Annotated in this window: 19 protein-coding genes; 6 read left to right on the forward strand and 13 right to left on the reverse strand. The window is 70.8% G+C overall.

Translation table 11 applies throughout. The annotated features are described in order from the left end of the window. On the reverse strand, window positions 1-1,864 hold a 1,864-nt coding region (locus VFF46_RS29475), incomplete at its 3' end, for a heavy metal translocating P-type ATPase (protein ID WP_325040491.1). Between the two features lie 65 nt (window positions 1,865-1,929). On the opposite strand from VFF46_RS29475, the gene VFF46_RS29480 reads away from it, so the two are divergent. Then, entirely contained in the window at window positions 1,930-2,310 is a 381-nt protein-coding gene (locus VFF46_RS29480; RefSeq protein ID WP_325040492.1) for a metalloregulator ArsR/SmtB family transcription factor, read from the forward strand. Here VFF46_RS29480 and VFF46_RS29485 read toward each other — a convergent pair. The 5 genes from VFF46_RS29485 to VFF46_RS29505 all read right to left on the reverse strand — a co-directional run bounded on the left by VFF46_RS29485 (window position 2,264) and on the right by VFF46_RS29505 (window position 6,800). Continuing rightward, the gene (locus tag VFF46_RS29485; RefSeq protein ID WP_325040493.1) at window positions 2,264-2,743 is read right to left on the reverse strand and encodes a GtrA family protein; all 480 of its coding nucleotides are present in this window, start codon (window positions 2,741-2,743) and stop codon (window positions 2,264-2,266) included. The two genes, VFF46_RS29480 and VFF46_RS29485, sit on opposite strands and share 47 nt — an antisense overlap. 48 nt (window positions 2,744-2,791) lie before the next feature. After that, window positions 2,792-3,370, reverse strand: coding sequence for a phosphatase PAP2 family protein (locus VFF46_RS29490; protein ID WP_325040494.1), 579 nt, complete (start codon window positions 3,368-3,370; stop codon window positions 2,792-2,794). 114 nt (window positions 3,371-3,484) lie between these two features. Further along, window positions 3,485-4,315: a PhzF family phenazine biosynthesis protein gene (locus VFF46_RS29495; protein WP_325040495.1), complete on the reverse strand. Its 831-nt coding sequence runs from the start codon at window positions 4,313-4,315 to the stop codon at window positions 3,485-3,487. Beyond that, a complete protein-coding gene (locus VFF46_RS29500) occupies window positions 4,312-5,613 on the reverse strand; it encodes an amidohydrolase family protein (RefSeq protein ID WP_325040496.1) in 1,302 nt (433 codons plus the stop codon). The genes VFF46_RS29495 and VFF46_RS29500 overlap by 4 nt, the downstream gene beginning before the upstream one ends. After that, on the reverse strand, window positions 5,610-6,800 hold the full coding sequence (locus VFF46_RS29505) for an aminotransferase class I/II-fold pyridoxal phosphate-dependent enzyme (RefSeq protein ID WP_325040497.1): 1,191 nt from the start codon (window positions 6,798-6,800) through the stop codon (window positions 5,610-5,612). The genes VFF46_RS29500 and VFF46_RS29505 overlap by 4 nt, the downstream gene beginning before the upstream one ends. A gap of 146 nt (window positions 6,801-6,946) precedes the next feature. Between VFF46_RS29505 and VFF46_RS29510 the strand changes: the two genes are divergently transcribed. Beyond that, complete coding sequence (locus tag VFF46_RS29510) at window positions 6,947-7,384, forward strand: Lrp/AsnC family transcriptional regulator (protein ID WP_325040498.1); 438 nt, start codon at window positions 6,947-6,949, stop codon at window positions 7,382-7,384. Here VFF46_RS29510 and VFF46_RS29515 read toward each other — a convergent pair. Continuing rightward, window positions 7,371-7,790, reverse strand: a complete 420-nt coding sequence (locus tag VFF46_RS29515; protein ID WP_325040499.1) for a nitroreductase family deazaflavin-dependent oxidoreductase — start codon at window positions 7,788-7,790, stop codon at window positions 7,371-7,373. The two genes, VFF46_RS29510 and VFF46_RS29515, sit on opposite strands and share 14 nt — an antisense overlap. A gap of 139 nt (window positions 7,791-7,929) precedes the next feature. Here VFF46_RS29515 and VFF46_RS29520 point away from each other — a divergent pair, with 139 nt between their 5' ends. From VFF46_RS29520 to VFF46_RS29535, 4 genes are read left to right on the forward strand one after another with little or no spacing between them, the layout of a single operon-like run. After that, entirely contained in the window at window positions 7,930-9,003 is a 1,074-nt protein-coding gene (locus VFF46_RS29520; protein WP_325040500.1) for a M20 family metallopeptidase, read from the forward strand. Beyond that, window positions 9,000-9,827: a GNAT family N-acetyltransferase gene (locus VFF46_RS29525; protein ID WP_325040501.1), complete on the forward strand. Its 828-nt coding sequence runs from the start codon at window positions 9,000-9,002 to the stop codon at window positions 9,825-9,827. Before VFF46_RS29520 ends, VFF46_RS29525 begins: the two co-directional genes overlap by 4 nt. Then, window positions 9,824-10,945, forward strand: a complete 1,122-nt coding sequence (gene menC, locus VFF46_RS29530) for an o-succinylbenzoate synthase (RefSeq protein ID WP_325040502.1) — start codon at window positions 9,824-9,826, stop codon at window positions 10,943-10,945. The genes VFF46_RS29525 and menC overlap by 4 nt, the downstream gene beginning before the upstream one ends. 9 nt (window positions 10,946-10,954) lie before the next feature. After that, a complete protein-coding gene (locus VFF46_RS29535; protein ID WP_325040503.1) occupies window positions 10,955-12,715 on the forward strand; it encodes a helix-turn-helix domain-containing protein in 1,761 nt (586 codons plus the stop codon). Here VFF46_RS29535 and VFF46_RS29540 read toward each other — a convergent pair. The 6 genes from VFF46_RS29540 to VFF46_RS29565 are packed head-to-tail and all read right to left on the reverse strand — an operon-like array spanning window position 12,707 to window position 21,508. Next, the gene (locus tag VFF46_RS29540; protein WP_325040504.1) at window positions 12,707-14,695 is read right to left on the reverse strand and encodes a prolyl oligopeptidase family serine peptidase; all 1,989 of its coding nucleotides are present in this window, start codon (window positions 14,693-14,695) and stop codon (window positions 12,707-12,709) included. The genes VFF46_RS29535 and VFF46_RS29540 overlap by 9 nt on opposite strands. Then, window positions 14,692-15,816 (reverse strand): erythromycin esterase family protein, encoded by a 1,125-nt coding sequence (locus VFF46_RS29545; RefSeq protein ID WP_325040505.1) that lies wholly within the window; start codon window positions 15,814-15,816, stop codon window positions 14,692-14,694. The genes VFF46_RS29540 and VFF46_RS29545 overlap by 4 nt, the downstream gene beginning before the upstream one ends. Window positions 15,817-15,826: 10 nt before the next feature. Continuing rightward, a complete protein-coding gene (locus VFF46_RS29550; RefSeq protein WP_325040506.1) occupies window positions 15,827-17,662 on the reverse strand; it encodes an ABC transporter substrate-binding protein in 1,836 nt (611 codons plus the stop codon). Window positions 17,663-17,679: 17 nt separating this feature from the next. Further along, complete coding sequence (locus VFF46_RS29555; RefSeq protein WP_325040507.1) at window positions 17,680-18,540, reverse strand: ABC transporter permease; 861 nt, start codon at window positions 18,538-18,540, stop codon at window positions 17,680-17,682. A gap of 8 nt (window positions 18,541-18,548) precedes the next feature. After that, entirely contained in the window at window positions 18,549-19,499 is a 951-nt protein-coding gene (locus VFF46_RS29560; RefSeq protein ID WP_325040508.1) for an ABC transporter permease, read from the reverse strand. Further along, entirely contained in the window at window positions 19,496-21,508 is a 2,013-nt protein-coding gene (locus VFF46_RS29565; protein ID WP_325040509.1) for an ABC transporter ATP-binding protein, read from the reverse strand. The genes VFF46_RS29560 and VFF46_RS29565 overlap by 4 nt, the downstream gene beginning before the upstream one ends. Window positions 21,509-21,526 lie beyond the last annotated feature (18 nt).

The following is a 21,526-nucleotide window of genomic DNA, read 5'->3' on the forward strand; positions in this document are numbered from 1 at the left end:
CAGTGATGAAGGTGGCCGCGATGATCAGGTTCGCGGTGACCACGCGGCGGGCGCGGCGGGACAGCTCGATCAGGGTTGGGATCGTGGTGAGGTCGTCGCGGACGATGACCGCGTCGGCGGTTTGCAGGGTGAGGTCGGATCCGGCGCCGCCCATCGCGATGCCGGTGTCGGCGGCGGCGAGGGCCGGTGCGTCGTTGATGCCGTCACCGACGGCGGCGACGCGGGCTCCGGCGGCCTGCAGTTGCTGGATGTGGGAGACCTTGCCGTCCGGGAGGAGTTCGGAGCGTACGTCGGAGATGCCTACGGCGGACGCGATCGCCCGCGCGGCGGCGCGGTTGTCGCCGGTCAGGAGTACGGGCGCCTGCCCGGTGACGGTGGTGATACCGGCGACCGCGGAGGCGGCTTCGGGGCGGACCTGGTCCACGATGCCGAACACCGCCACCGGTACGCCGTCAACAGCCATCACCACCGCAGTAGCCCCACCAGCCTGCAACTCCCGCGCCGCGGAGGTGGAGTGTGGGTCCAGTGCCGTGTCGTGGGGCGCGGCAGGTGCGTCGGTCGGCGCAGAGTGGGTTGGTGCGCCGATGGTTATGCGTTGGCCGGCGATGCTGGCCGTGATGCCGTGGCCGGGGGTGGCGTGGAAGGTTTCGACTGGATGGAGGGGGATGCCGCGGTCCCGTGCGGCGCGGACGATTGCGGTGGCGAGTGGGTGTTCGCTGGGGTGTTCGGCGGAGGCGGCCAGGCCGAGCAGCTCGTCTTCGTGCAGTTGGTCCCCTTCCTTGACCTCCGTGTGGAGCGGGCGGATGGTGGCCAGGTGTGGGGTGCCGCGGGTCAGGGTGCCGGTTTTGTCGAGTGCTACGCGGGTCGTCGTACCGAGGGTTTCCATGACGACAGCGGACTTCACCAGTACGCCGTGACGGCCGGCGTTGGCGATCGCGGCGAGGAGCGGCGGCATCGTGGCCAGTACGACGGCGCACGGTGACGCGACGATCATGAAGGTCATTGCCCGCAGCAACGTCGGCGTGAACGCGTGCCCGAGTAGCAGCGGCACCGTGAGCAGCAGGACGGTGACCGTGACCATGCCGATCGAGTACCGCTGCTCGACCTTGTCGATGAACAACTGCGTCGTCGCCTTCGTCCGCGACGCCTCCTCCACCAGCGCCGCGATGCGGGCGACGACCGACTCCCCGGCCGGGCGATCGACCCGGACGCGCAGAGCGCCGCTGCCGTTCACGGTGCCGGCGAACACCTCGTCGCCGACGGTCTTGTCGACCGGCAACGGCTCGCCGGTGATCGTGGCCTGGTCGACCTCGCTGGCACCGTCGGTGACGGTCCCGTCGGCGCCGATCCGTTCACCCGGCCGTACCAGGACGAGGTCGCCGACGACCAGTTCGCCGACCGGTACCTGCTCCTCGGCCCGGTCGCCGAGACGGGTCGCGGTCTCGGGTGCCAGGTCGAGCAGCCCGCGGACCGAGTCCTCGGTGCGCTTGGTCGCGACCGCCTCCAGGGCGCCCGAGGTGGCGAAGATGACGATCAACAGTCCGCCGTCGAGTACCTGCCCGATCGCGGCGGCGGCGATCGCGGCCACGACCATCAGCAGGTCGACGTCGAGCCGCCGCTCGCGCAGGGCCTGCAGCCCGGCCCAGCCAGGCTCCCAACCGCCGGCCGCGTAACAGGCCAGGAACAGCGGCCATGTCACCCAGCCCGGCGCCCCGCCGAGGTGCGCGACGAGCCCGGCCAGGAACAGCGACGTCGCGATTCCGGCCCACCGAACCTCGGCCAACGACCACGCGCTACGCCACCACGGATCCCGGCTCAGACCGGGGGCGCTCGCCGACTCGACGGGCTTCAGATCGACGCTCACCTGACCAGCGTACATGCGCAAGCATGCAGGTACGCAAGTAAGCAGGCAAGCGTAGGATCGGGGACATGCACTCGTCGATCGAAGATTTCGAGATGCCGAACGAGGAGCAGGTGCACCTCGCGGCGGAGTCGTTCCGGCTACTGGCCGACCCGACCCGGATCAAGGTGTTGTGGGCGCTGCTGCAAGGTGAGTCGTCGGTCGCCTGCCTCGCCGAGCTGGCCGGTGCCGCGCCGACCGCGGTCAGCCAGCACCTGGCGAAGCTACGGCTCGCGGGCCTGGTCAAGGGCCGCCGCGAAGGGACCTTCGTGTACTACTCAGCCGCCGACGATCACGTCAAAGGTCTGCTGGACCAGGCGCTGTTCCACGCCGACCACCTCGACCGCGACCTGCACGAGGACGTCAGGCCGACGGACGGAACACGATCCAGCGCAGTACGCAGTACATGAAGACGCCTTCGCAGAGGCCGGCGGTGATGCGGGACAGGTGGTACTCGAGGCCGACGGCGGACAGTGCCGTGGTGAGGCCGAGGATCAGCGCGAAATAGTTGACTGCGACAACGATTGCGTACTTCGTGAGCTGTGGTCCGACCGGTGCGTGTGACCGGAAGTTGAACGCGCGGTTAAGGACGTAGCTCAGGGCGAACGCCGTGCAGTACGCGATCGTGATGGCCAGCCACAGCGGCAGGCGTGCCCACGAGCGGAGTGCGGTGAGCAGCGCGAGGTCGACGCCGAAGGTGAAGCCGTTGATCAGCGCGAAGCCGATCAGGCTCGGCGGGACGATGGTCGAGAGTCTTCCGGGAAGCCTGCGGGTGACCGCGGCCATGGCTGCGGCGAAGCGCTCGCTGGCGGGCTTGGTCGGTGCGTGGGTTGTCGATGCCACGCTCCGAGTGTTGCGGTAGGCACAAGTGAGCGTGCCTCCGGGGTGCGGTTATCGCAGCGAGCGACGGGCGAGCAGGCCCAGTGCGAGGCCCAGCGACCAGCCGCCGAGCGTGTCGGTCGGCCAGTGGTAGTGGAGATGTACGGTCGCCACGGCCACGCCGGCGGAGACGACGGGCACGGCCCAGACGGCGAACCGGTCGAGGCGGGTGCCCGGAGTAGTGAGCAGGGTGACCGCGATCAGCAGCAGCGCGAGGCTGTCGGCGGTGTGGCCGGACGGCCAGGACATCCCGCCGTCCGCGAGGCGGTCGACGTGCGAGCGCGGCGGCGTACGGCCGACGGCGAGCTTCGTGAGCCAGATCACCGCCTCGACGATCGCGATCCAGACGGCCGCCCGCACCAGTTGCCGGATCGGGCGACGCCGGTAGAGATGCAGGACCGCGGTCCCGACCAGGACCACGGTCAGTACGCCGACCCCGCCGATGTCCGCGAGCGCCTGCCACCAGGTCGACGACGGCTCCCCGGCGGGCCGGGCGACCGGGATGACGTAGTGGTCGAAGGAGCGCAGTACGCCGATCGTGACCAGATCCAGCAGGGTCGCGACGAACACGAACACACCGAGACCGATCACGAGCCGACTGCTTCTCAGGTTCACACGAATCGAGCGTACGGGGTACCCAGGAATCAGCGCAGGAATCAGCGCAGGAATCAGTGGTGGTGGGCAACCAGTTCGTGCCCCCTGCGGTCAGATCGTGATGGTGCCGTGGATGCACGGGGTGGTGGAGCCGCCGACCCAGATGGTGCCGTCGCGATCGGTGGTGACGCTGATGGAGGCGGCGCGCGCGAGGCGGGCGCCCTGCGAGACCTGGTACTCCGGGATCGCCAGCCAGCGGGCGATGCCGGCGTTCATGCTCCCGCAGGCCGGATCCTCCGGTACGCCGGCGCCGGGCGCGAACGTGCGCAGCTCGAAGGTGTGCGGGGAGCCGGCCGGGTACGCACCGAGCGCGCCGACCATCGCCGTCGGGATGCGGGACAGGTCCGGCTCCAGGGCGAGGACCTCGGCCGCGGTGGCGAGGCGAAGCACGGCCCAACCGGGGCCGTTGTCGACCCATTGGTGGTCGATGACCTGATCGCGCGTGATCCCGAACGCGTCGACGAGTTGACCGACGTACTCCTCGTCGACAGCGCCGCTGCGGATCAGTGGCGGTGCCGCGAAGGCCAGGGTGTCGTCGGTACGGCGTACCTTCACCAGACCGATGGCGCATTCCTGTACGACGAGGTCCGCGCGTCGTGGCACGCCGCCGGTGTCCAGCCAGGCACGGGCCGAGCCAAGCGTCGGGTGCCCGGCGAAGGGGAGTTCGCCGCCCGGAGTGAAGATCCGGAGTCGGTAGTCCGCGGCCGGGCTGGTGGGTGGCAGCACGAACGTCGTCTCGGACAGGTTGGTCCACCGGGCGACTTGCTGGAGCTGGTCGTCGGCCAGGTCGGTGCCGTCGAGGACGACCGCGACCGGGTTCCCGAGGTACGGCGTACTGGCGAACACGTCGACCTGCACGAACTCGCGCCGCCGCGCTGTCATGCGGTGGTGCCCGGGCGCCAGGTGCCGTCGAGTGGTACGCCGGCCGCGGTGGCGAGGTGGTTGCGGGACTCGATCAGGCGGGCCTTCAGGGTGGGGAGGTCGACGCCGACCAGGTGGCCGTTGCGTTTGACGGTTCGGCCGGCGACCAGGACCGTGTCGACGAGGCCCGGGTGGCCGGAGGTGACGATCATGCCCGCGGGGTTGCTGAACGGGGTGACGGTCAGGTCGTCGGCGCGGAGCAGTACCAGGTCCGCATTCTTGCCAGGGGCAACGGTACCGACCCGGTCGCCGAGCCCGCAGGACCGGGCGGCGTCGATCGTTGCGAACCGCAACAACTCGCGTGCGGTCAGCCCGCCGTCGATCCCGCGCTGGGCGGCGAACGCGGTTCGCATCGTCGAGAACATGTCACCACCGACGGCGGGCGTGTCGTCGACGGACAGCGTCGGACGCAGACCAGCCGCCAGTACGCGGCCCGTCATCGGCTGCCCGAAGCCCATCTTGAGTTCGACGTCCGGGCTGATCGACACCGAGGCGCCGGCGTCGGCGAGCATCCGGAGTTCGTCGTCGCTGACCCCGTTGGCGTGCACGAACGTCGTACTCGCCCGGAGCAGCCCGCGTTCCGCCAGCGCGGAGATCGGGCGGTGGCCGTCCAGGCCGTCGACGTGCACGCTGGTCCCCAGCCCGAGCTCGTCGGCGAGTTTCAGGTCCAGCGCGACGTTGTCCATGGTGGTTTCGTCGGGGCCGCGCAACCCCAGCGCGAGGGTGAGCAGGTCGTCGGCGGGCATCGCGGCGTGCACGCGGCGGACCTCGGCCTCGATCAGGTCGTCGGTGCGGTACCCGGCGCCGTAACAGAAGATCGACCGCCCCGGCGCGTCCCGCAGCCCGGCGAGCGCGGCGTCGGCGTGGTCCGGGGTCTGCGCGGCGTGGAACCAGTCCAGCATCGTGGTCACGCCCGAGTGCAGTGCTTCGAGCCGGCCGAGCAGGTTGCCCAGGTACACGTCCTCGGGCCGGTAGTGCGGCTTGAGCGTGCCGTGCAGCCCGGCGGCGTAGTCGGCGAACGTCCAGTCCGCGCCGATCCCGCGGAACGCGGTCTGCCAGGTGTGCCGGTGGTTGTCGACGAAGCCCGGCGCGACCAGGCAGCCGGTGGCGTCGATCACCTCGGCACCGTCCGGTACGTCGAGCTGCGCGGCCACGTCGGCGATGACGCCGTCGGTGATCAGTACGTCGCCCTGGTCGAGATCGCCGACGACCGGGTCCAGGCTGAGCACGCTCCCGCCACGGATCAGGGTCGAGGTCATCGCTGTTCTCCAAACTTCCGCCCGACCGCGTCCGCGGCGGCGAGTACGTCGGCCACCAGATCGGCGGTGTCCTCGACGCCGGCTGCCACTCGCACCAGGCCGAGCGGCACTCCCGAGGCGGCGATCTGTTCTTCGCTGAGCATCCCGCGCCACATCGCCGCGGGGTGGACGGCGAGCGACTCGACCCCGCCGAGGCTCGCCGACCGGCGCGCGTACCGCAGCTGCCCGAGGAACGCGTCCGCGGCCTCGAACCCACCGGTGAACTCGACCGCCAGTACGCCGCCGGAACCGGACAGCTGACTACGCGCGAGCTCATGCTGCGGATGGCCGGCGAGCCCGGGGTAATGCACCCGCGTGACGGCCGGGTGCTCGGCGAGTGCCTCCGCCAGCGCCTGCCCGTTGGCGTTGTGCCGCGGCATCCGCAACGGCAGCGTCCGCAGCCCGCGCAGCAACAGCCAGGCGTCGAACGGCCCGAGTACGGCGCCGGTGAGCACGCCGACGTCCCAGACGCGGTCGAGGAGCGCGGCCGATCCGCCGAGTACGCCGGCCGACACGTCGGTGTGGCCGTTCAGGTACTTCGTCGCGCTGTGCCAGACCAGGTCGATTCCGAAGTCGGCCGGACGCTGGTTCAGGGGAGTGGCGAACGTGTTGTCGGCCATCGTCAGTACGTCGTGCGCGGCGGCGAGTTCCGCGACGCGGCGGAGGTCGGTCAGCTGGAGCAGAGGATTGCTGGGCGACTCCACCAGGATCAGCCGGGTCTGCGGCGTCAGCGCACGCTCGAACGCCTCCGGGTCGGTCTGGTCGACGACACTGGTCGCGATGCCGAGCCGGGGCAGGAGGTTCTGCAGTACGGACGCCGTACCGCCGTAGGTGGACCGCTGCCCGATGACGTGGTCACCGGCCGAGACGAGCGCCAGTACCGCGGTCGTCAGCGCGGCCATGCCCGACGCGGTGACCAGCGCCGCCTCGACGTGTTCGAGCTCGGCCACGACCGCCGCGACCTGTGCGTGGTTCGGGTTGCCGTAGCGGGTGTAGAAGTCGTGACCGCGCCGGTCGACGGCGACCTGCGCGAACGTCTCGGCGTCCTCCGCCGCGAACGTCGCGGTCTGGTAGATCGGCCGCGCGACGGCTCGGCTCGGATGGACGTCGCGGTCGCCGTGCACGGCAGTCGTACTGGTTCCGGGCATCGCTCCTGCTCCCTCTGATCGGTCCCGACCAGCGTGTCCTACCAAGGCGCCGGAAGTGGCGATTCGGCGCAATTTGGTAGCAAGTTGCGCGGGGATCCGCCGTACAGCAGCTGGTAGGAGGAGGGAATGAGCAATAATCTGCCACTGTGGATGATGTGGACCGGGCGATCCTGGTGGCGCTCGAGAAGGACGGGCGGATCAGCAACGCGGACCTGGCGGAGCAGGTCGGGCTGTCGCCGTCGCCGTGCCTGCGCCGGGTACGGCGGCTGGAGGAGGCCGGCGTGATCCGCGGCTACCGGGCAGTGGTCGACCCGGCCGCGGTCGGTCGCGGCCTGCGGGTGATCGCCGGCGTCCGGCTGGTGCGGCACGCCCGTACCGAAGTGGTCGCGTTCGAGCGTGCCGTGCTGCGGCTGGCGGAGGTCGTCCAGGCGCATCACGTGACCGGCAACTTCGACTACCTGCTCCAGGTCGAGGTTGCCGATCTGCCCGCGTACGAGGACTTCCACGCCAACAAGCTCGCCGACCTGCCCGGTGTTGCCGCGGTGACGAGCTACGTGACGATGAAGACGCTCAGCTCCGGGTGAGCGCGAGGACCGGGATGGTCCGGATGCCCGCGGTCTTCACCTCGTACTCGGCGAAGCCGGGGAAGCGCTTGGCCTGCTCCGCGTAGATGCGGTCGCGGTCCGCGCCCTTGATCTCGTGGACCGAGACGGTGTAGGTCTCGGTGCCGGCCTCGACGGTCGCGGTGCCGGCGGAGGTGAGGTTGGTGTACCAGTCGGGGTTGGTCGGGGCGCCGCCCTTGCTGGCGAAGACGTAGACGGTCTTCGGGTCGGTCTCGTCCGCGAGGTACATCATCGGGGCGACGTACTCCTTGCCGCTCTTGCGTCCGTGGTGGTGCAGGAGGAGCAGCGGGGCGCCCTCGAACGGGCCGCCGACCCGGCCCTCGTTGGCGCGGAACTCCTCGATGGTCTGCTGATTCCAGTCGCTCATGCCAGCCCCAACGCAGGGACCCCGGGTGATATTTCATCCGCTGGTCCCAATCGGGCGTGTCGTTTTGGGGAGCGGGGACAAGACGCCGGGACGGTGCGAGCTGGATGCTGGTGCGGACCGAGTCGACGGGGAGGTACTGGTGCTGGTTGCGGACATCGAGCGGCTGGTGCGGTGCGAGTCGCCGTCCGCGGACCTGGCGGCCGTGGCGCGGAGCGCGGCGGTGGTGGCCGGGCTCGGGGCGGAACGGCTGGGGGCGGAAGCGGAGATCATCGCGGACAAGCACGTGCGCTGGCGGTTCGGCGCGCGGCCGCGGGTGTTGCTGCTCGGGCATCACGACACCGTCTGGCCGATCGGGTCGCTGGAGACGCATCCGGTCGCGGTGCGGGACGGCGTACTCACCGGGCCGGGGTGTTTCGACATGAAGGCCGGGGTCGCGATGATCTTCCACGCGCTCGCGGCGCTGGACGACCTGGACGGGATCTCCGTTCTGATCACCGGCGACGAGGAGCTCGGGTCGCCGTCGTCGCGTGAGCTGATCGAGGACGAGGCCCGCGGCTGCGCGGCCGCGCTGGTACTGGAGGCGTCCGGCCCGGGCGGCGCGCTGAAGACCGCACGAAAAGGCGTCTCGCGGTACGACGTACTCGTCCGCGGCCGGGCCGCCCACGCCGGGCTGGAACCCGAGCGCGGCGTGAACGCCACGATCGAGGCCGCGCACCAGGTGCAGGCGGTCGCGGCGCTCGGCGACGCGGCCCGCGGTACGACGGTCACGCCCACGCGACTCGAATCCGGAACGACCGTGAACACCGTCCCGGCCGCGGGACACTTCGAGGTCGACGTACGGGTCTGGGACGCCGCCGAGCAGGACCGGGTCGACCGCGCGATGACCGCGCTGCAACCGCATCTGCCCGGCGCCGAGGTGACGGTCGAGGGCGGACCGAACCGGCCGCCGCTGTCGCGCGCCGTCTCGAAGGATCTATACGAACGCGCCTGCCGGATCGCGGAGCGGCTCGGCCTGACCCCGCCCGGCGAGCTGGCGGTCGGCGGCGCCTCGGACGGGAACTTCACCGCCGGAGTCGGTACGCCGACCCTCGACGGGCTCGGCGCCGTCGGCGGCGGCGCGCACGCCGACGACGAGCACGTGATCGTGGCCGAGCTGCCGCGACGTACTCAGTTGCTCACGGCACTGATCTCCGAACTGCGGGCCGGCACATGACGGATGTCCTGCAGGAGCCGGCGGACGCTGCGGCGGCGGCCGCGGGCGTGACGATTCGCAGCCTGGACACGTTGCCGGAGCTGGACGCCGCGTGTGCGTTGTTCGAGCGGATCTGGCAGACCGGCGAGTTCGGTCCTCCGGTCCCGGCGGATCTGTTGCGGGCCATGAGCAAGGCGGGCAGTTACGTGCACGGCGCGTTCGCCGACGACACGATGGTCGGGGCCTGCGTCGGGTTCTTCGGTGCGCCGGGTCGTGGGTCGTTGCACAGTCACATCACCGGCGTACTGCCGCAGCGGCGTGGGGTGGGCTATGCGTTGAAGCTTCACCAGCGCGCCTGGACGCTGGCGCACGGTGCGCACGAGATCTCCTGGACGTTCGACCCGCTGATCCGGCGGAACGCGTACTTCAACCTGGGCAAGCTGGCCGCGGACGCGGCCGAGTACCTGCCGAACTTCTACGGCCGGATCGACGACGCGATCAACGCCGCCGACGACACGGACCGGCTGCTGGCGCGCTGGCATCTGCGCGCCGACCGAGTGGTTGCCGCCTGCAACGGGCAGCCTCGGGTGCCAGGGCGGACGGCGGAGGTCGCGCTGGGTATCACGGCTGCCGGGAGACCGCAGCCCGGAAACGGCGGCGGCCGGCTCGTTCGCGTCGCCGTACCGCCTGACATCGAGAAGCTCCGGACCACCGATCCGGCGGCGGCTGCCGATTGGCGGGCGGCGGTGCGAGAGGTGCTCGGTGGGCTGCTCGCGGACCGGGCGCGGATCCGCGGGTTCGATCGCACTGGCTGGTACATCGTCGAGAGGGAGGCAGCGTTGTGAAGCTCGTCGGGGTTGAGCTCCGGACCATCGAGATGCCGTTGGTGACACCGTTCCGGACCTCGTTCGGGACCGAGACGGTCCGCGAGGCGCTGCTCGTCCGGGCGGTCACCGACGAGGCCGAGGGCTGGGGTGAGTCCGGGACCAGCCGCGAGCCCTTCTACTCCTCGGAGTACACCCAGGGCGCGGCCGACGTACTGCGCAGCTACCTGATTCCCGCGGTGGCAGGCGTGACCACCGCGCAGCAGGTCGCGCCCGCGACGGCCCAGGTCAAGGGGCACCGGATGGCGAAGGCGGCGTTGGAGACCGCCGTGCTGGACGCCGAACTGCGCGCCCGCGGAATGTCGTTCGGGCAGTACCTCGGCGCGGTCCGGGACGAGGCCGAGTGCGGGGTGTCGGTCGGCATCACCGAGTCGATCCCGGCGCTGCTCGACGCCGTCGCGGGGTACCTCGACCAGGGGTACCTGCGGATCAAGCTGAAGATCGAGCCGGGCTGGGACGTCGAGCCGGTGCGCGCGGTCCGGGAACGGTTCGGCGACATCCCGTTGCAGGTCGACGCGAACACGGCGTACCGGCTGAGCGACGCCCGGCAGCTCGCCCGGCTGGACCCGTTCGAGCTGCTGCTGCTCGAACAGCCGCTGCACGAGGACGACCTGCGCGGTCACGCCGAGCTCGCCCGGCTGCTCCGGACCCCGATCTGCCTGGACGAGTCGATCGTCTCGGCCCGCGCGGCGGCGGACGCGATCGCAATCGGCGCCTGCCGGATCGTCAACATCAAATCCGGCCGGGTCGGCGGCTACCTGGAGGCCCGCCGGATCCACGACGTCTGTACGGCGAACGGCGTACCGGTGTGGTGCGGCGGCATGCTCGAAACCGGACTTGGCCGGGCCGCCAACCTGGCGCTGGCCGCGCTGCCCGGGTTCGCGTTCCCCGGCGACACGTCCGCGTCCGCCAGGTACTACCGGACGGACATCACGCCTCCGTTCGAGCTCAGCGACGGCCGGCTCGCGGTTCCGACGGGTCCGGGACTCGGGGTCGCGCCGCTGCCGGACGTGCTGGACGCGGTGACCGTCCGGACCGAATGGATCGATCTTGTCGGATCGGACGGATCGACCGCATAATTTCGTCGTATGCGACAACCTCCGGCCGGGTACGGTGGAACTAGCGTCGAGGACGTGCTCGTCCCGACCGCGAATCCCGTCCGGGCCGGCCTGGAAGGTGTCCTCGACGACATCGGTACGACGCTGCTCGACGTGGTGTGCGGCGATCCGGGCCGTGCCGACGACCTCGGCGGCGTGGTCATCCACGACCCACTCGACGACCAGGTGCTGCCCCGGCAGGCGCTGGTGCTCGGCGTCGGCCTGCACGACCCGGCCGATCTGGTCCGGGTGGTCGGAGAGGTCGGGCGGCACGGCGCCGCGGCGCTCGTGGTCCGGGCTCCCGTCGTGGCGGACGAGGAGCTGGTCGCGGCCGCCGAGCGGACCGGGGTCGTCGTACTGGCGTTGGCCCGTGGCGCCTCGTGGACCCAGCTGACGTCGATGGTGCGGTCGTTGATCGCCGGGGGACACCCGGGCGCGCTCGAAGCGCTCGGCGGGATCCCGGCCGGTGACCTGTTCGCGCTGGCGAACGCGATCGCGGCGCTGCTGGACGCGCCGATCACGATCGAGGATCCGAGCACCCGGGTGCTGGCGTTCTCCGGGCGCCAGGAGGCGGCCGACCCGTCCCGGGTGCAGACGATCCTGTCCCGGCAGGTGCCGCGCGAGTACACCCGGATCCTGCGCGAGCGTGGCGTGTTCCAGGAGATCTTCCGGACCGACCAGCCGGTGTTCGTGGCGCCGCTGCCGGAGTACGGCGAGCTGCCGCGGGTGGCGATCGCGGTCCGGGCCGGAGACGAGATCCTCGGCACGATCTGGGCGGCCGTCACCGAGCCGCTGCCGCCGGATCGTGGGCAGGCGCTGTGCGATGCGGCGAAGCAGGTCGCGCTGTACATGATCCGGCAGCGCGCCGGGGCCGACGTCGAGCGGCGGCTGCGCGCGGACCTGCTGCGGACGGCACTGGAGAGCGGCCCGGGCTCCGGCGAGGCAATCCGCCGCCTGGGCCTGGCCGACGAGCCCGCCGTAGTCCTCGCCGTCGGCCTCCTCGACGCCGACGGCGGGTCGGGAAGCGGGACGGCAAGCAGGGCGGGAGGTGGGGGTGACGGTCGGGCCGGCGCGGAGGTCTTGGGGCGGACTGCTGCTGAGCTTGTTGCTGAGCGCAAGCGGTTGGCGGATGCGTTTGGGATGCATCTGGCCGCGGTGCACCCGCGGTCGGCGGCCGGTCTGATCGGCGAGGTCGCGTACGGCGTCGTACCGCTGCCACGAACCCGCCCCGACGCCGACGCTCGCCCGGACGCCGAGGACCGGGCGGTGCGGATCGCCACCGACTTCCTCGGCCGGATCGGCCCCCGCCTGCGGCCGCTGGTCGGCATCGGCTCACCGGTCGTCGACGGGTCCGCCCTGTCCCGTTCCCGGACCGGCGCCGACCGCGCGCTCCGGGTGCTCAGGTCCCGCGGCTCCACCCAGCAGGTCGCAAGGGTCGCGGACGTGTACGTCGAGGCGCTGCTGCTCGAGCTCGCCGACCTGGTCCCGCGCGACGACCTGTCGTCCGGCCCGGTCGCGCGGCTGGCGGCGTACGACGCGAAGCACCGTAGCCTTCTGGTGGACACGCTCCGGGCCTGGCTCGACGCGTTCGGCGACGTCGCGGTCGCGTCCGCGGCGATGTACGTGCACACGAACACGTTCCGGTACCGCCTGCGCCGGGTCGCCGAGGTCGGCGGGATCGACCTCGACGACCCCGACGTCCGGTTCGCGATGATGCTGCAGCTGCGCCTGATGACGCTGACGTCACGCTAGGCCGAGCGACCCGAGCAGGAACGCGAGCCATTCCGCGTCCTGCGTCAGCGCCACCTCCTCGCTGGTCGCCGCGCCGTGCCCCGCGTCGTCGTACACATGCACGAGGATCGGCAGCTCGCCCTGCTGCGCGGCCTGCAACCGCGCGGCGAACTTCCGCGCGTGCCACGGCCGGCAGCGCGGATCGGTCGCGCCGGCCTGCAGGTAGACGGCGGGGAAGACGTTCGGCTCGACCAGCTGGTACGGCGACAACCCGAGCAGCCGGCGGATCTCGCCGGGGTCGTCGGGATCGCCCCACGCCTTGCGGATCACGAAGTCGAGGTACGGATCGCGGAGGCCGCCGATCAGGTCGAGCAGCGGCGCCCGCGGCAGCACCGCACGCCACAGGTCGGGCCGCTTCGTCACCGCGACCCCACACATCAGCCCGCCGTCCGAACCGCCGGTCAACGCCAGCCGATCAGGCGTCGCGAGCCCTTGAGCGATCAGGTGCTCGGCAACCGCGACCAGATCGGAGTCCCGGACGTACCGCCGCTCCCGGTGCGCCGCGAGATACCAATCGCGCCCGTACTCGCCGCCGCCACGCAGATGCGCCTGCACGAACACCCCGTCCGCGGACACGAACGCGGCCAGATCGCTTTGGTACGAAGGCAGGTACGGCACGTTCGCCGCGCCGTACGCCGAGATCAGCACCGGACCTCCCGCCGTCCGCCGGACCAACCGGAACGGGATCCGCTCACCGTCCGGGGCGACCGCGAAGTGGTCCTCGACCGTCGCGTCCAGCGTCACGGCCGGCGCGACGAGCTCCTCGATCGTGTCGTCGCCGGGCCGATGCCGGTAGACGCCCCACGAGCTGGTCAATGTAGAGAACGCGAACACGAACTCGTCCGGCCGGTTGCCCGCGGCCAGGCTCATCAACGGGAAGAACGGCACCGCGACGGCGCCCCGGCCCGGCAGCGGTACGTCGCCCACCGGCATACCGGCGGTGTCGACCACCCGGATCCGGGCATACGTGTCGTCGAACTCGTTCAGGTAAAGGTAGGAGCCGACAGGCTGCACCGACCGGATCACCGTCGACCCCTCCGGCACCAGCTCGATCCACTGCGCCGGATCGTCCGGATCCGCAGCGTCCAGCGGAATCGCGACCAGCCGCCCGCGGGCCGCACCCACATCGGTCACACCGACGTACCGATCACCGACGACGTGACCGGCGACCATGCCGTCGCAGGTCGTCATGAACGGCCGCCAGCCGTCGTCCGACGTCAGGTCGCGGACCGCGATCGGGACCGGGCTGCCCAGCCGGTGACTCGCGACCGCCCACCGCCCGTCCGGCGAGAACTGGATCACCGTGTGCTCGCGCGACCCGGGCCAGATCGGCACCGGCTCAATCGACGTACCGCCGCCCAGAACATGCCGGAAGACCGCCCGCTCGAAGTCGTGCACGCTGCCCGTGAGCGCCGAGAAGAAGAACCCGCTGCTGTCCGGCAGCCAGGCCGCACCACCGGTCCAGGCGTCGTGCAGCACCTGCGTCGGCGCCCCGTCCAGCAACTCTCCGGTCACGGCGGAGATGAGCCGGATCGTGTTGTTCTCGCTGCCGTCGGTGCAGACGCCGATCGCGAGCACCCGCCCGTCCGGCGACGGCGAGAGCCACGACAGTACGGCGCCGTCGTCGAGCCGGTGCAGCACCTGCCCGTCGCCGTACGGCTCGTCCGCGACGACGAGTTCGGTCGTACCGCGGAACCAGCGGCCGGCGGCGTACTTCGGCAGCGGCGGCCGCGCGCCGGCGTCGTACGTCTCGATCAGCTTCCGCGCCGCGGCCGGGTCCTGGCCCCGGTAGGCGACGGCGGTCGCGAGCGAGGCCTGCTGTCGTTGCCACTCGTGGACCTCGTCGGTGTCGTCCTCGAGCCAGCGGTACGGGTCGGGGACCCGGACCCCGGCCACGTTCTCGGCGGCGTCGACGGTGCGGCTCGGTGGGTAGGGGATCACGCCGGCTCCGGGGTGAACTCGGCCCGGAGCCGCTCGAAGGCGCCGGGGATGCGATGGACCTCGCGGAAGTGGATCAGCGCGTCGTACGCCGCCGCGCAGTCGGTCGGCACGAACTCGCCGTTCGAGAGCATGCCTTCGGCAACCATGTCGGCGGGCTCCACGAGCGCGATCGGATACCCGAGGCGGTCGAGCCGGGCCTCGATGCTGTTCGGCGGCGGCACCCGCTGTTCGAGCGTCACGTCACAGTCGAACGGCCGCGCGCTGCGCTCGGTGAAGCGGACCTCCGGGCCCGTTCCGTAGGTCGTACCAATCACTACGACGCCGTCGGCGGGCAGCATTCCGCCGACCGTCGTCCGGCCGAGGAACGGGGTGCGCTGGACATGGGCGTTGTGCGCGCTGACCACGATGCGGTCCTCGCGGTCCGCGATCCAGCGCACGGTATCGGCCATGAACACGTCCCGCGGGTACGGCCCGCTGACCGGTCCGGCCAGCTCCTCGACGAACGCGTGCAGCGAAGCGGCGCACCGGATCGCGATCTCGTCGCCGAGAACGGCCGCGCGGTCCTCGAGTCGCGTGAGCCCGTCGAGCAGCTGGAACCGTTCCGCGGCCGGCATCCGGTCGAGCCGGATCGCTGCCTCGGTGCGGCCGCCGAGCTCGCTCAGCCGGAGCAGCTCCTCGTCGCCGGGATGCCGCGGCATCCGCGCGAGGCAAGCGCGAACGGCGGACCCGGGGGACGTGGACGAACCGGGCAGGTCCATCCCGTAGAACCGGACCCGGCCGTTCTGCCGGCGCATCCATTCCAGCTGCCGGCGCATCGGCTCGCACTCCCCGAACCGGTACGTGATGCCGTCCCGCGCCACCGCATCGACGGGTCCGGTGCCGCCGCGGATCCACTCCGCCACGGTCAGCCCCTCGGCGTACCCGGACTCCATCACGAACGCGGTGAAGCCCAGCTCCCGGACCAGGAACCGGAGGATCCGGTCCTTGATCCGGTAGAACTCGGTGACGTTGTGGGCGCCTTCGCCGAGCGCGACGATCCGGGCGTCACCGATCAGTTCCCGGAGCCGGCCGAGGTCGGCGAACTCCGCCTCGGGGTCCACCGTGGTGAGTGGGACGGCCACGCGGCCTCCTTCAGTCGTGGAAGTACCAGAGCTCGGGCGAGTACAGGAAGCTGAGCAGCGACCGGAACGACGACGGTGGTCCGGACAGCGTGTTCTTCCAGACCACGAGCGTGTCCGGCGTCGGCAGGTACAGCACCGGCAGGTCCTTGCCGAGCAGGGTCACCTCGGCGCTGAGCGCCTTCGGGTCGGCGCCGAACGTGGACGCGTCGATCAGCTTGTCCGCCGCGGGGTTGCTGTAGCTGCCGAGGTTGAAGCTGCCGGTGGTGTTGAAGAGCGTGTTGCTGCTCGGGTACCCGACGGCCTGGTACAGCGAGCCGGAGTCGAGCAGCGCCCACTCGTTCTTCTTGGCCGGCGCGAACGTGTTCCCGTAGTTCTCGTAGATGTAGTTGACGGCCTTCGTCTCGGACTTCACCGTGATCCCGAGCTTCTTCGCCGCGGACACGAACGCGACGTCGCGGGCCTCGACGTACGACGGGCTGTTCGCGGCGATCAGGTTGAAGCTGAGCGGCTGCCCGGCCGGGATGCCCGCGCCGCACTGGTCCGGCCCGGTGCCGGGTCGTTCGCACGTGGTGGTGCCGTCCGGTACGACCTTCCAGCCGTGGTCGGTGAGCAGCTTCTGCGCGGCCGCGGTGTCATGCGGGTACGGCGGCGTCGTACCGAAGTCGGGCGGGTACGGCGACCCGATGCCGGCGGTGCTGTAGTTCTCGGTTGCGGCGCCGTTGTAGACGCCGCGGCTCTTGATGTACCCGGGCTGGTCGATCAGGTGCTGCAGCGCCTGCCGGACGTACAGCTGGGCGATCACCTTGTCGAAGTGGTTGGTGGTGTTCTTGAAGTTGATCGTCAGGTAGTCGAGCCGCGCCGGCGCGGGTGCGCCGTACACGTTGTAGCCCTGCTTCTTGAGCGCGTCGACCTGGGAGATGTACCCGGAGTCGAGCGTGCCGACGGTGAGCGTACCGGCCTTGAACTGGTTGAACGTGGCAACTGTCGACGTGAACGTCTTGAAGTCGATCCGGTCGATCCGGGACTCACCCGGTCCGCTGTACGCCTTGTTCGGCACCAGCGAGTACGAGCCGGTCGCGGGGTCGAACGTCTTCAGCTTGTACGGCCCGTTCACCATCTGCCAGAGCGGGTTGGTGGTGAACGTCGCCTGTGACTCCGATGCCTTGGTCAGGTACTTGTAGATCGCGTGCGCGTTCTTCGGCTGGTTGTAGTCCAGGTGTGGCCCGCCCTCCTTGGCGATGTTCCACGCCTTCGAGGGCAGTACGTAGATCAGTTCCAGCATCGAGAGCAGGTACGACGGGTTGTACGCCTTCGTGAGCTTCATCGTCACGGTCCGCGGGTCCGTGGCCAGGACCGTGAAGCCGTCCGGGAACTGGCCCGGCGTGTAGAAGCTCCAGTTGGCCGGGTCCTCCGCGATCGCGGCCTTCAGCAGCGCGATCGAGAACACGACGTCGTCCGCGGTGACCGGCGTACCGTCGGACCACTTGTAGTCCTTGAGCGCGATCGTCACGGTCTTCCGGTCGGCGCTGTACTTCGGCTGCTCGGCCATGCTCAGCTCGGGATCGACGGGCTTGTCGCCCTCGCTGCTCGCGCGGTAGAGCGATCGCCAGAGCAGACCGCGGGCGATCACGCCGCCGTTCTGCGACGCCGGTTCGTAGGGGTAGATGTAGTTCGGGTTCAGACCGGGGCTGAGGGCAACGGTCACGGTGCCGCCGGCCTTCGGCTTGCCGGTCTCGCCGGGCAGTTTGTCGTAGCTGCCGGCGTCCGCCTTCTGCGTAGCGCCACTGCTTGAGCAGGCGGCGGTCAGCATCGCGATGGCGACCGCGGCCGTGAGCACGTTCTTCATGTGTCGCTCCTTGAGGTTCACTGGGCGCCTTGGCCGACGGCCTCGCGGAGGGCCTCGGCGAGCAGGTTGAGTGCCAGCACGGTGAGGATGATGCAGCCGCCGACCGGTACGACGAGCCACCAGTAGCCCGACGTGATCGAGGTGACGCCGCTGGACAGCTGGCCGCCCCAGTCGGTGGCGGGGTAGCGGAGGCCGAACCCCAGGAAGCCGAGCGTGGCGACGATCAGCACCGCGTCGGCGACCTGGAAGGTGATGTTGACGATGATCACGCCGAGGGCGTTCGGGATCAGGTGGGTGAGGATCAGCCGCCGCCGGGACGCGCCCATCGTCTTCGCGGCGAGGACGAACTCCCGGACCCGCAGTACGAGCACCTCGCCGCGGACCAGCCGGGCCGCGACCAGCCACGAGAACCCGCCGATCACCAGGCTCAACGACCAGACGCTGGCGTTGAACCGGGCCGACAGGATCAGTACGACGAACAGGAACGGTACCGACAGCCCGACGTCGACGAGCCGCATCAGGGCGCCGTCGAGGACACCGCCCGCGAGCCCGGCGACCGCGCCGTACAGCGTGCCGATCGTGGTCGCGGTGACCGCCGCGAGCAGTCCGATCTGTAGGGAGACCTGGCCGCCGCGCATCAGCCGGCCGAGGACGTCGAACCCGTTCGTGTCGGTGCCGAGCGGATAGCCGGGACCGGGCGGCAAGGCCGCGTTGACGATGTCGACGTCGGTCTGGTTGGTGTGGTGGAGGAGCGGCCCGAGGAAGCAGAACCCGACCAGCAGGATCAGGATCAGCAGACCGGCCAGGCCGAGCGGATGGTCCTGGAGCCGCAGCCTGGGCCGGGTCCGGGTGACGGTTTCGGCGTCGATGTTCGTCACGATGACTCCTAGGCGATCAGGGTGATGCGACGGTCGGCGGCCGCGAGCGCGACGTCGGCGAGGAGGTTGCCGAGCACGGTCAGTACGGCGCCCATCAGCGTGTAGGCGAGCAGGACCGGGTAGTCCTCGCGCTGCAGGCTGTTCAGGAACAGCAGGCCGAGACCGGGATAGTTGAACAGCGACTCGGCGATCAGATTGCCCGCCAGCAGGCTCGGGATCGACAGCCCGAGCAGCGTGATCAGCGGCAGGCAGGCGTTCCGCAGCAGGTGCCGGGTGATGATCAGCCGGTCGGGCAGACCCTTGGCGCGGGCGACCCGGATGTAGTCCTGCCCGAGCTGCTCGAGCGCCGCGGATCGCTGGTACTGCGAGAAGATCGCGACGTTCGTGACGGCCAGCGTGATGACCGGCAGCGCCATCGCGTGCGGATCGGTGATGACGACCCACGGGGAGTGGGACTGCGACGCCTCGGCCGGGAAGAGGTGTACGGCCTGGCTGAGTCCGGCGATCAGCAGCAGCCCGAGCAGGAACACGGGCGTCGCGTAGAGGGTGTACGCGAGCGCGGTGCCGAGCCGGTCGACGACGCTGTTGCGCTTGACCGCCTGCAGGATGCCGAGCGGTACGGCGATCACCAGCGAGAGGACGAGCCCAGCCAGCGACAGCATCGCGCTCCGCGGGCCGTTCTGGACCAGCAGCGTGGCCACGTCCTGGTTGAGCTTGTACGAACGACCGAGATCGCCGTGCACGAGCTGCCCCAGGTAGCTCACGTACTGGACGACGAACGGCCGGTCGAACCCGTGCTGATGGTTGAACATGGCAACGGCCTGCGGCGACGCCTTCGGACCGAGGACGACCCGGCCCGGGCTGCCGGACACCACGTGCAGCAGGAAGAACATCACCGCGGAGATCCCGAGCAGGACGAGGACCGAGATCAGCAGCCGCCGGACGACGTACCGGGTCATCGTGCTGCCCCCAACGGGAAGTGGCACGCGACCCGGTGGTCCCCGGACACCGTGGTCAGTTCGGGTTCGGTCTCCGCGCACAGGTCGGTCGCCAACGGGCAGCGGGTACGGAAGCGGCAGCCGCTCGGCGGATCGAAGACGCTCGGCAGCTCACCACGGACCCGTACGTCGGCGTCCGGGCGGGCGGCCGACGGGTCCGGGTCGGGGACCGCGGCGAGCAGGCCGGCGGTGTACGGGTGGGCCGTGGCGGTGTAGACGTCGTCGGTCGTACCGGTCTCGACGAGCTTGCCGAGGTACATCACGCCGACCCGGTCGGCCAGGTAGCGGACGACGGCCAGGTCGTGGGAGATCACGACGCTGCTCAGGCCGAGGTCGCGCTGGGTACGGCGCATCAGGTTGAGGACCTGGGAGCGGACCGAGACGTCGAGGGCGCTGACGGGTTCGTCCGCGACCAGGACCTTCGGGTTCAGCGCGAGCGCCCGGGCGAGGCCGATCCGTTGCCGCTGGCCGCCGGACAGCTCGTGCGGGTAGCGCTCGAGGATCGTCTTCGGCAGGCCGACCTCGCTGAGCAGTTCACCGGCGCGGGCCGCTCGTTCGGACCGGTTGCCGAGGCCCTGGATCGCGAGCGGTTCGCGCAGGATGGTGCCGATCCGCATCCGCGGGTCCAGCGACGCGCTCGGGTCCTGGAACATCATCTGCAGCTGCGCCCGGCGGTCCCCGAGCGCGCGCGAGCTGAGGCCCGCGACCGACGTACCGTCGTACAGCACGTCGCCGCCGGTCGGGCGGTCCAGCGCGACGATCATCCGGCCGAGCGTGGACTTGCCGCAGCCGGATTCCCCGACCAGGCCGAACGTCTCTCCGGCCCGTACGTCGAAGCTCACGCCGGACACCGCCTTCACCGTGCGGCGCGGACCGAACAGGCTGGTGCGGCCCGCGCCGTACTCCCGGACCAGACCGTCCACGCGCAGCCGCACCTGGTCGTCGGGGGAGGACCCGGTGTCCTTGGTACGGGGTGTGATCGTCAGCGTCTCGTCGACCGGGTGCCAGCAGGAGTACGTCGTGTCGCCGTCCTGGGTGCGCTCCGGTGCTTGCTCCCGGCAACGGTCCGTGGCGGCGGCGCAGCGCGGCGCGAACGCGCAGGCCGGGCTCGGCGCGGTGAGGTCCGGCGGAGCGCCGGGAATGCTGTGCAGTTCCTGCCGGCGGTCGTGGGCGAGCGTCGGGATCGAGGACAGGAGGGCGTGCGTGTAGCGGTGCCTCGTCGTACTGAACAGGGCCTTGGTCGGTCCGGTCTCGGCGACCTGGCCGGCGTACATCACCGCGACCCGGTCGGCGTGCCCCGCGATCACGCCCAGATCGTGGGTGATCAGGATCATCGCCATCCCGAGGCGTGCCTTCAGGTCCGCGAGCAGGTCGAGGATCTCCGCCTGGACGGTGACGTCGAGGGCGGTGGTGGGTTCGTCGGCGATGACGACCCGCGGCTCGCAGACCAGCGCCATCGCGATCAGTATCCGCTGCCGCATCCCGCCGGACAGCTCGTGCGGGAACGCGTCCATCCGCTCGGCGGGCGAGGGGATGCCGACCAGGTGCAGCACCTCGGTGGCTCGGTCGCGGGCCTCCCGCTTGCCGGCGCCGCGGTGCAGCCGGAGCGGTTCGGCGACCTGCTCACCGATCCGTTTCGTCGGGTTCAGCGCGGTCATCGAGTCCTGGAAGACCATCGCGATGTCGTTCCCGCGCAGCCTGCGGTACGCGTCCGGTGCCAGCCCGGTCAGCTCCCGGTCGTCGAACCGGATCGACCCGCCGGTGACGGTACCGCCGGCCGGCAGCATGCCCATGATCGCCAGCCCGGTCATCGACTTGCCGGAGCCGGTCTCGCCGACCACGCCGAGCGTCTCGCCGGCCCGCAGTACCAGGTCCGCCCGCGTCACCGGCCGGACGATCCGGGACCCCCGCCGGATCTCGACCGACAGGTCGCGAACGGTCAGCAGCCCTTCGCCCTGGGAGTCGTTCATCGGACGATCGTCCTGCCG

It is taken from the genome of Kribbella sp. (assembly GCF_035655035.1).
Taxonomy (GTDB): domain Bacteria; phylum Actinomycetota; class Actinomycetes; order Propionibacteriales; family Kribbellaceae; genus Kribbella.

Excerpts from the sequence above, each read along its gene's own strand:
- VFF46_RS29535 (WP_325040503.1), top strand. The coding sequence starts at position 10,955 with ATGCGACAACCTCCGGCCGGGTACGGTGGAACTAGCGTCGAGGACGTG.
- VFF46_RS29560 (WP_325040508.1), bottom strand. The coding sequence starts at position 19,499 with ATGACCCGGTACGTCGTCCGGCGGCTGCTGATCTCGGTCCTCGTCCTG.
- VFF46_RS29550 (WP_325040506.1), bottom strand. The coding sequence starts at position 17,662 with ATGAAGAACGTGCTCACGGCCGCGGTCGCCATCGCGATGCTGACCGCC.
- VFF46_RS29505 (WP_325040497.1), bottom strand. The coding sequence starts at position 6,800 with ATGCCCGGAACCAGTACGACTGCCGTGCACGGCGACCGCGACGTCCAT.
- VFF46_RS29525 (WP_325040501.1), top strand. The coding sequence starts at position 9,000 with ATGACGGATGTCCTGCAGGAGCCGGCGGACGCTGCGGCGGCGGCCGCG.
- VFF46_RS29515 (WP_325040499.1), bottom strand. The coding sequence starts at position 7,790 with ATGAGCGACTGGAATCAGCAGACCATCGAGGAGTTCCGCGCCAACGAG.
- VFF46_RS29495 (WP_325040495.1), bottom strand. The coding sequence starts at position 4,315 with ATGACAGCGCGGCGGCGCGAGTTCGTGCAGGTCGACGTGTTCGCCAGT.
- VFF46_RS29565 (WP_325040509.1), bottom strand. The coding sequence starts at position 21,508 with ATGAACGACTCCCAGGGCGAAGGGCTGCTGACCGTTCGCGACCTGTCG.
- VFF46_RS29480 (WP_325040492.1), top strand. The coding sequence starts at position 1,930 with ATGCACTCGTCGATCGAAGATTTCGAGATGCCGAACGAGGAGCAGGTG.
- VFF46_RS29500 (WP_325040496.1), bottom strand. The coding sequence starts at position 5,613 with ATGACCTCGACCCTGATCCGTGGCGGGAGCGTGCTCAGCCTGGACCCG.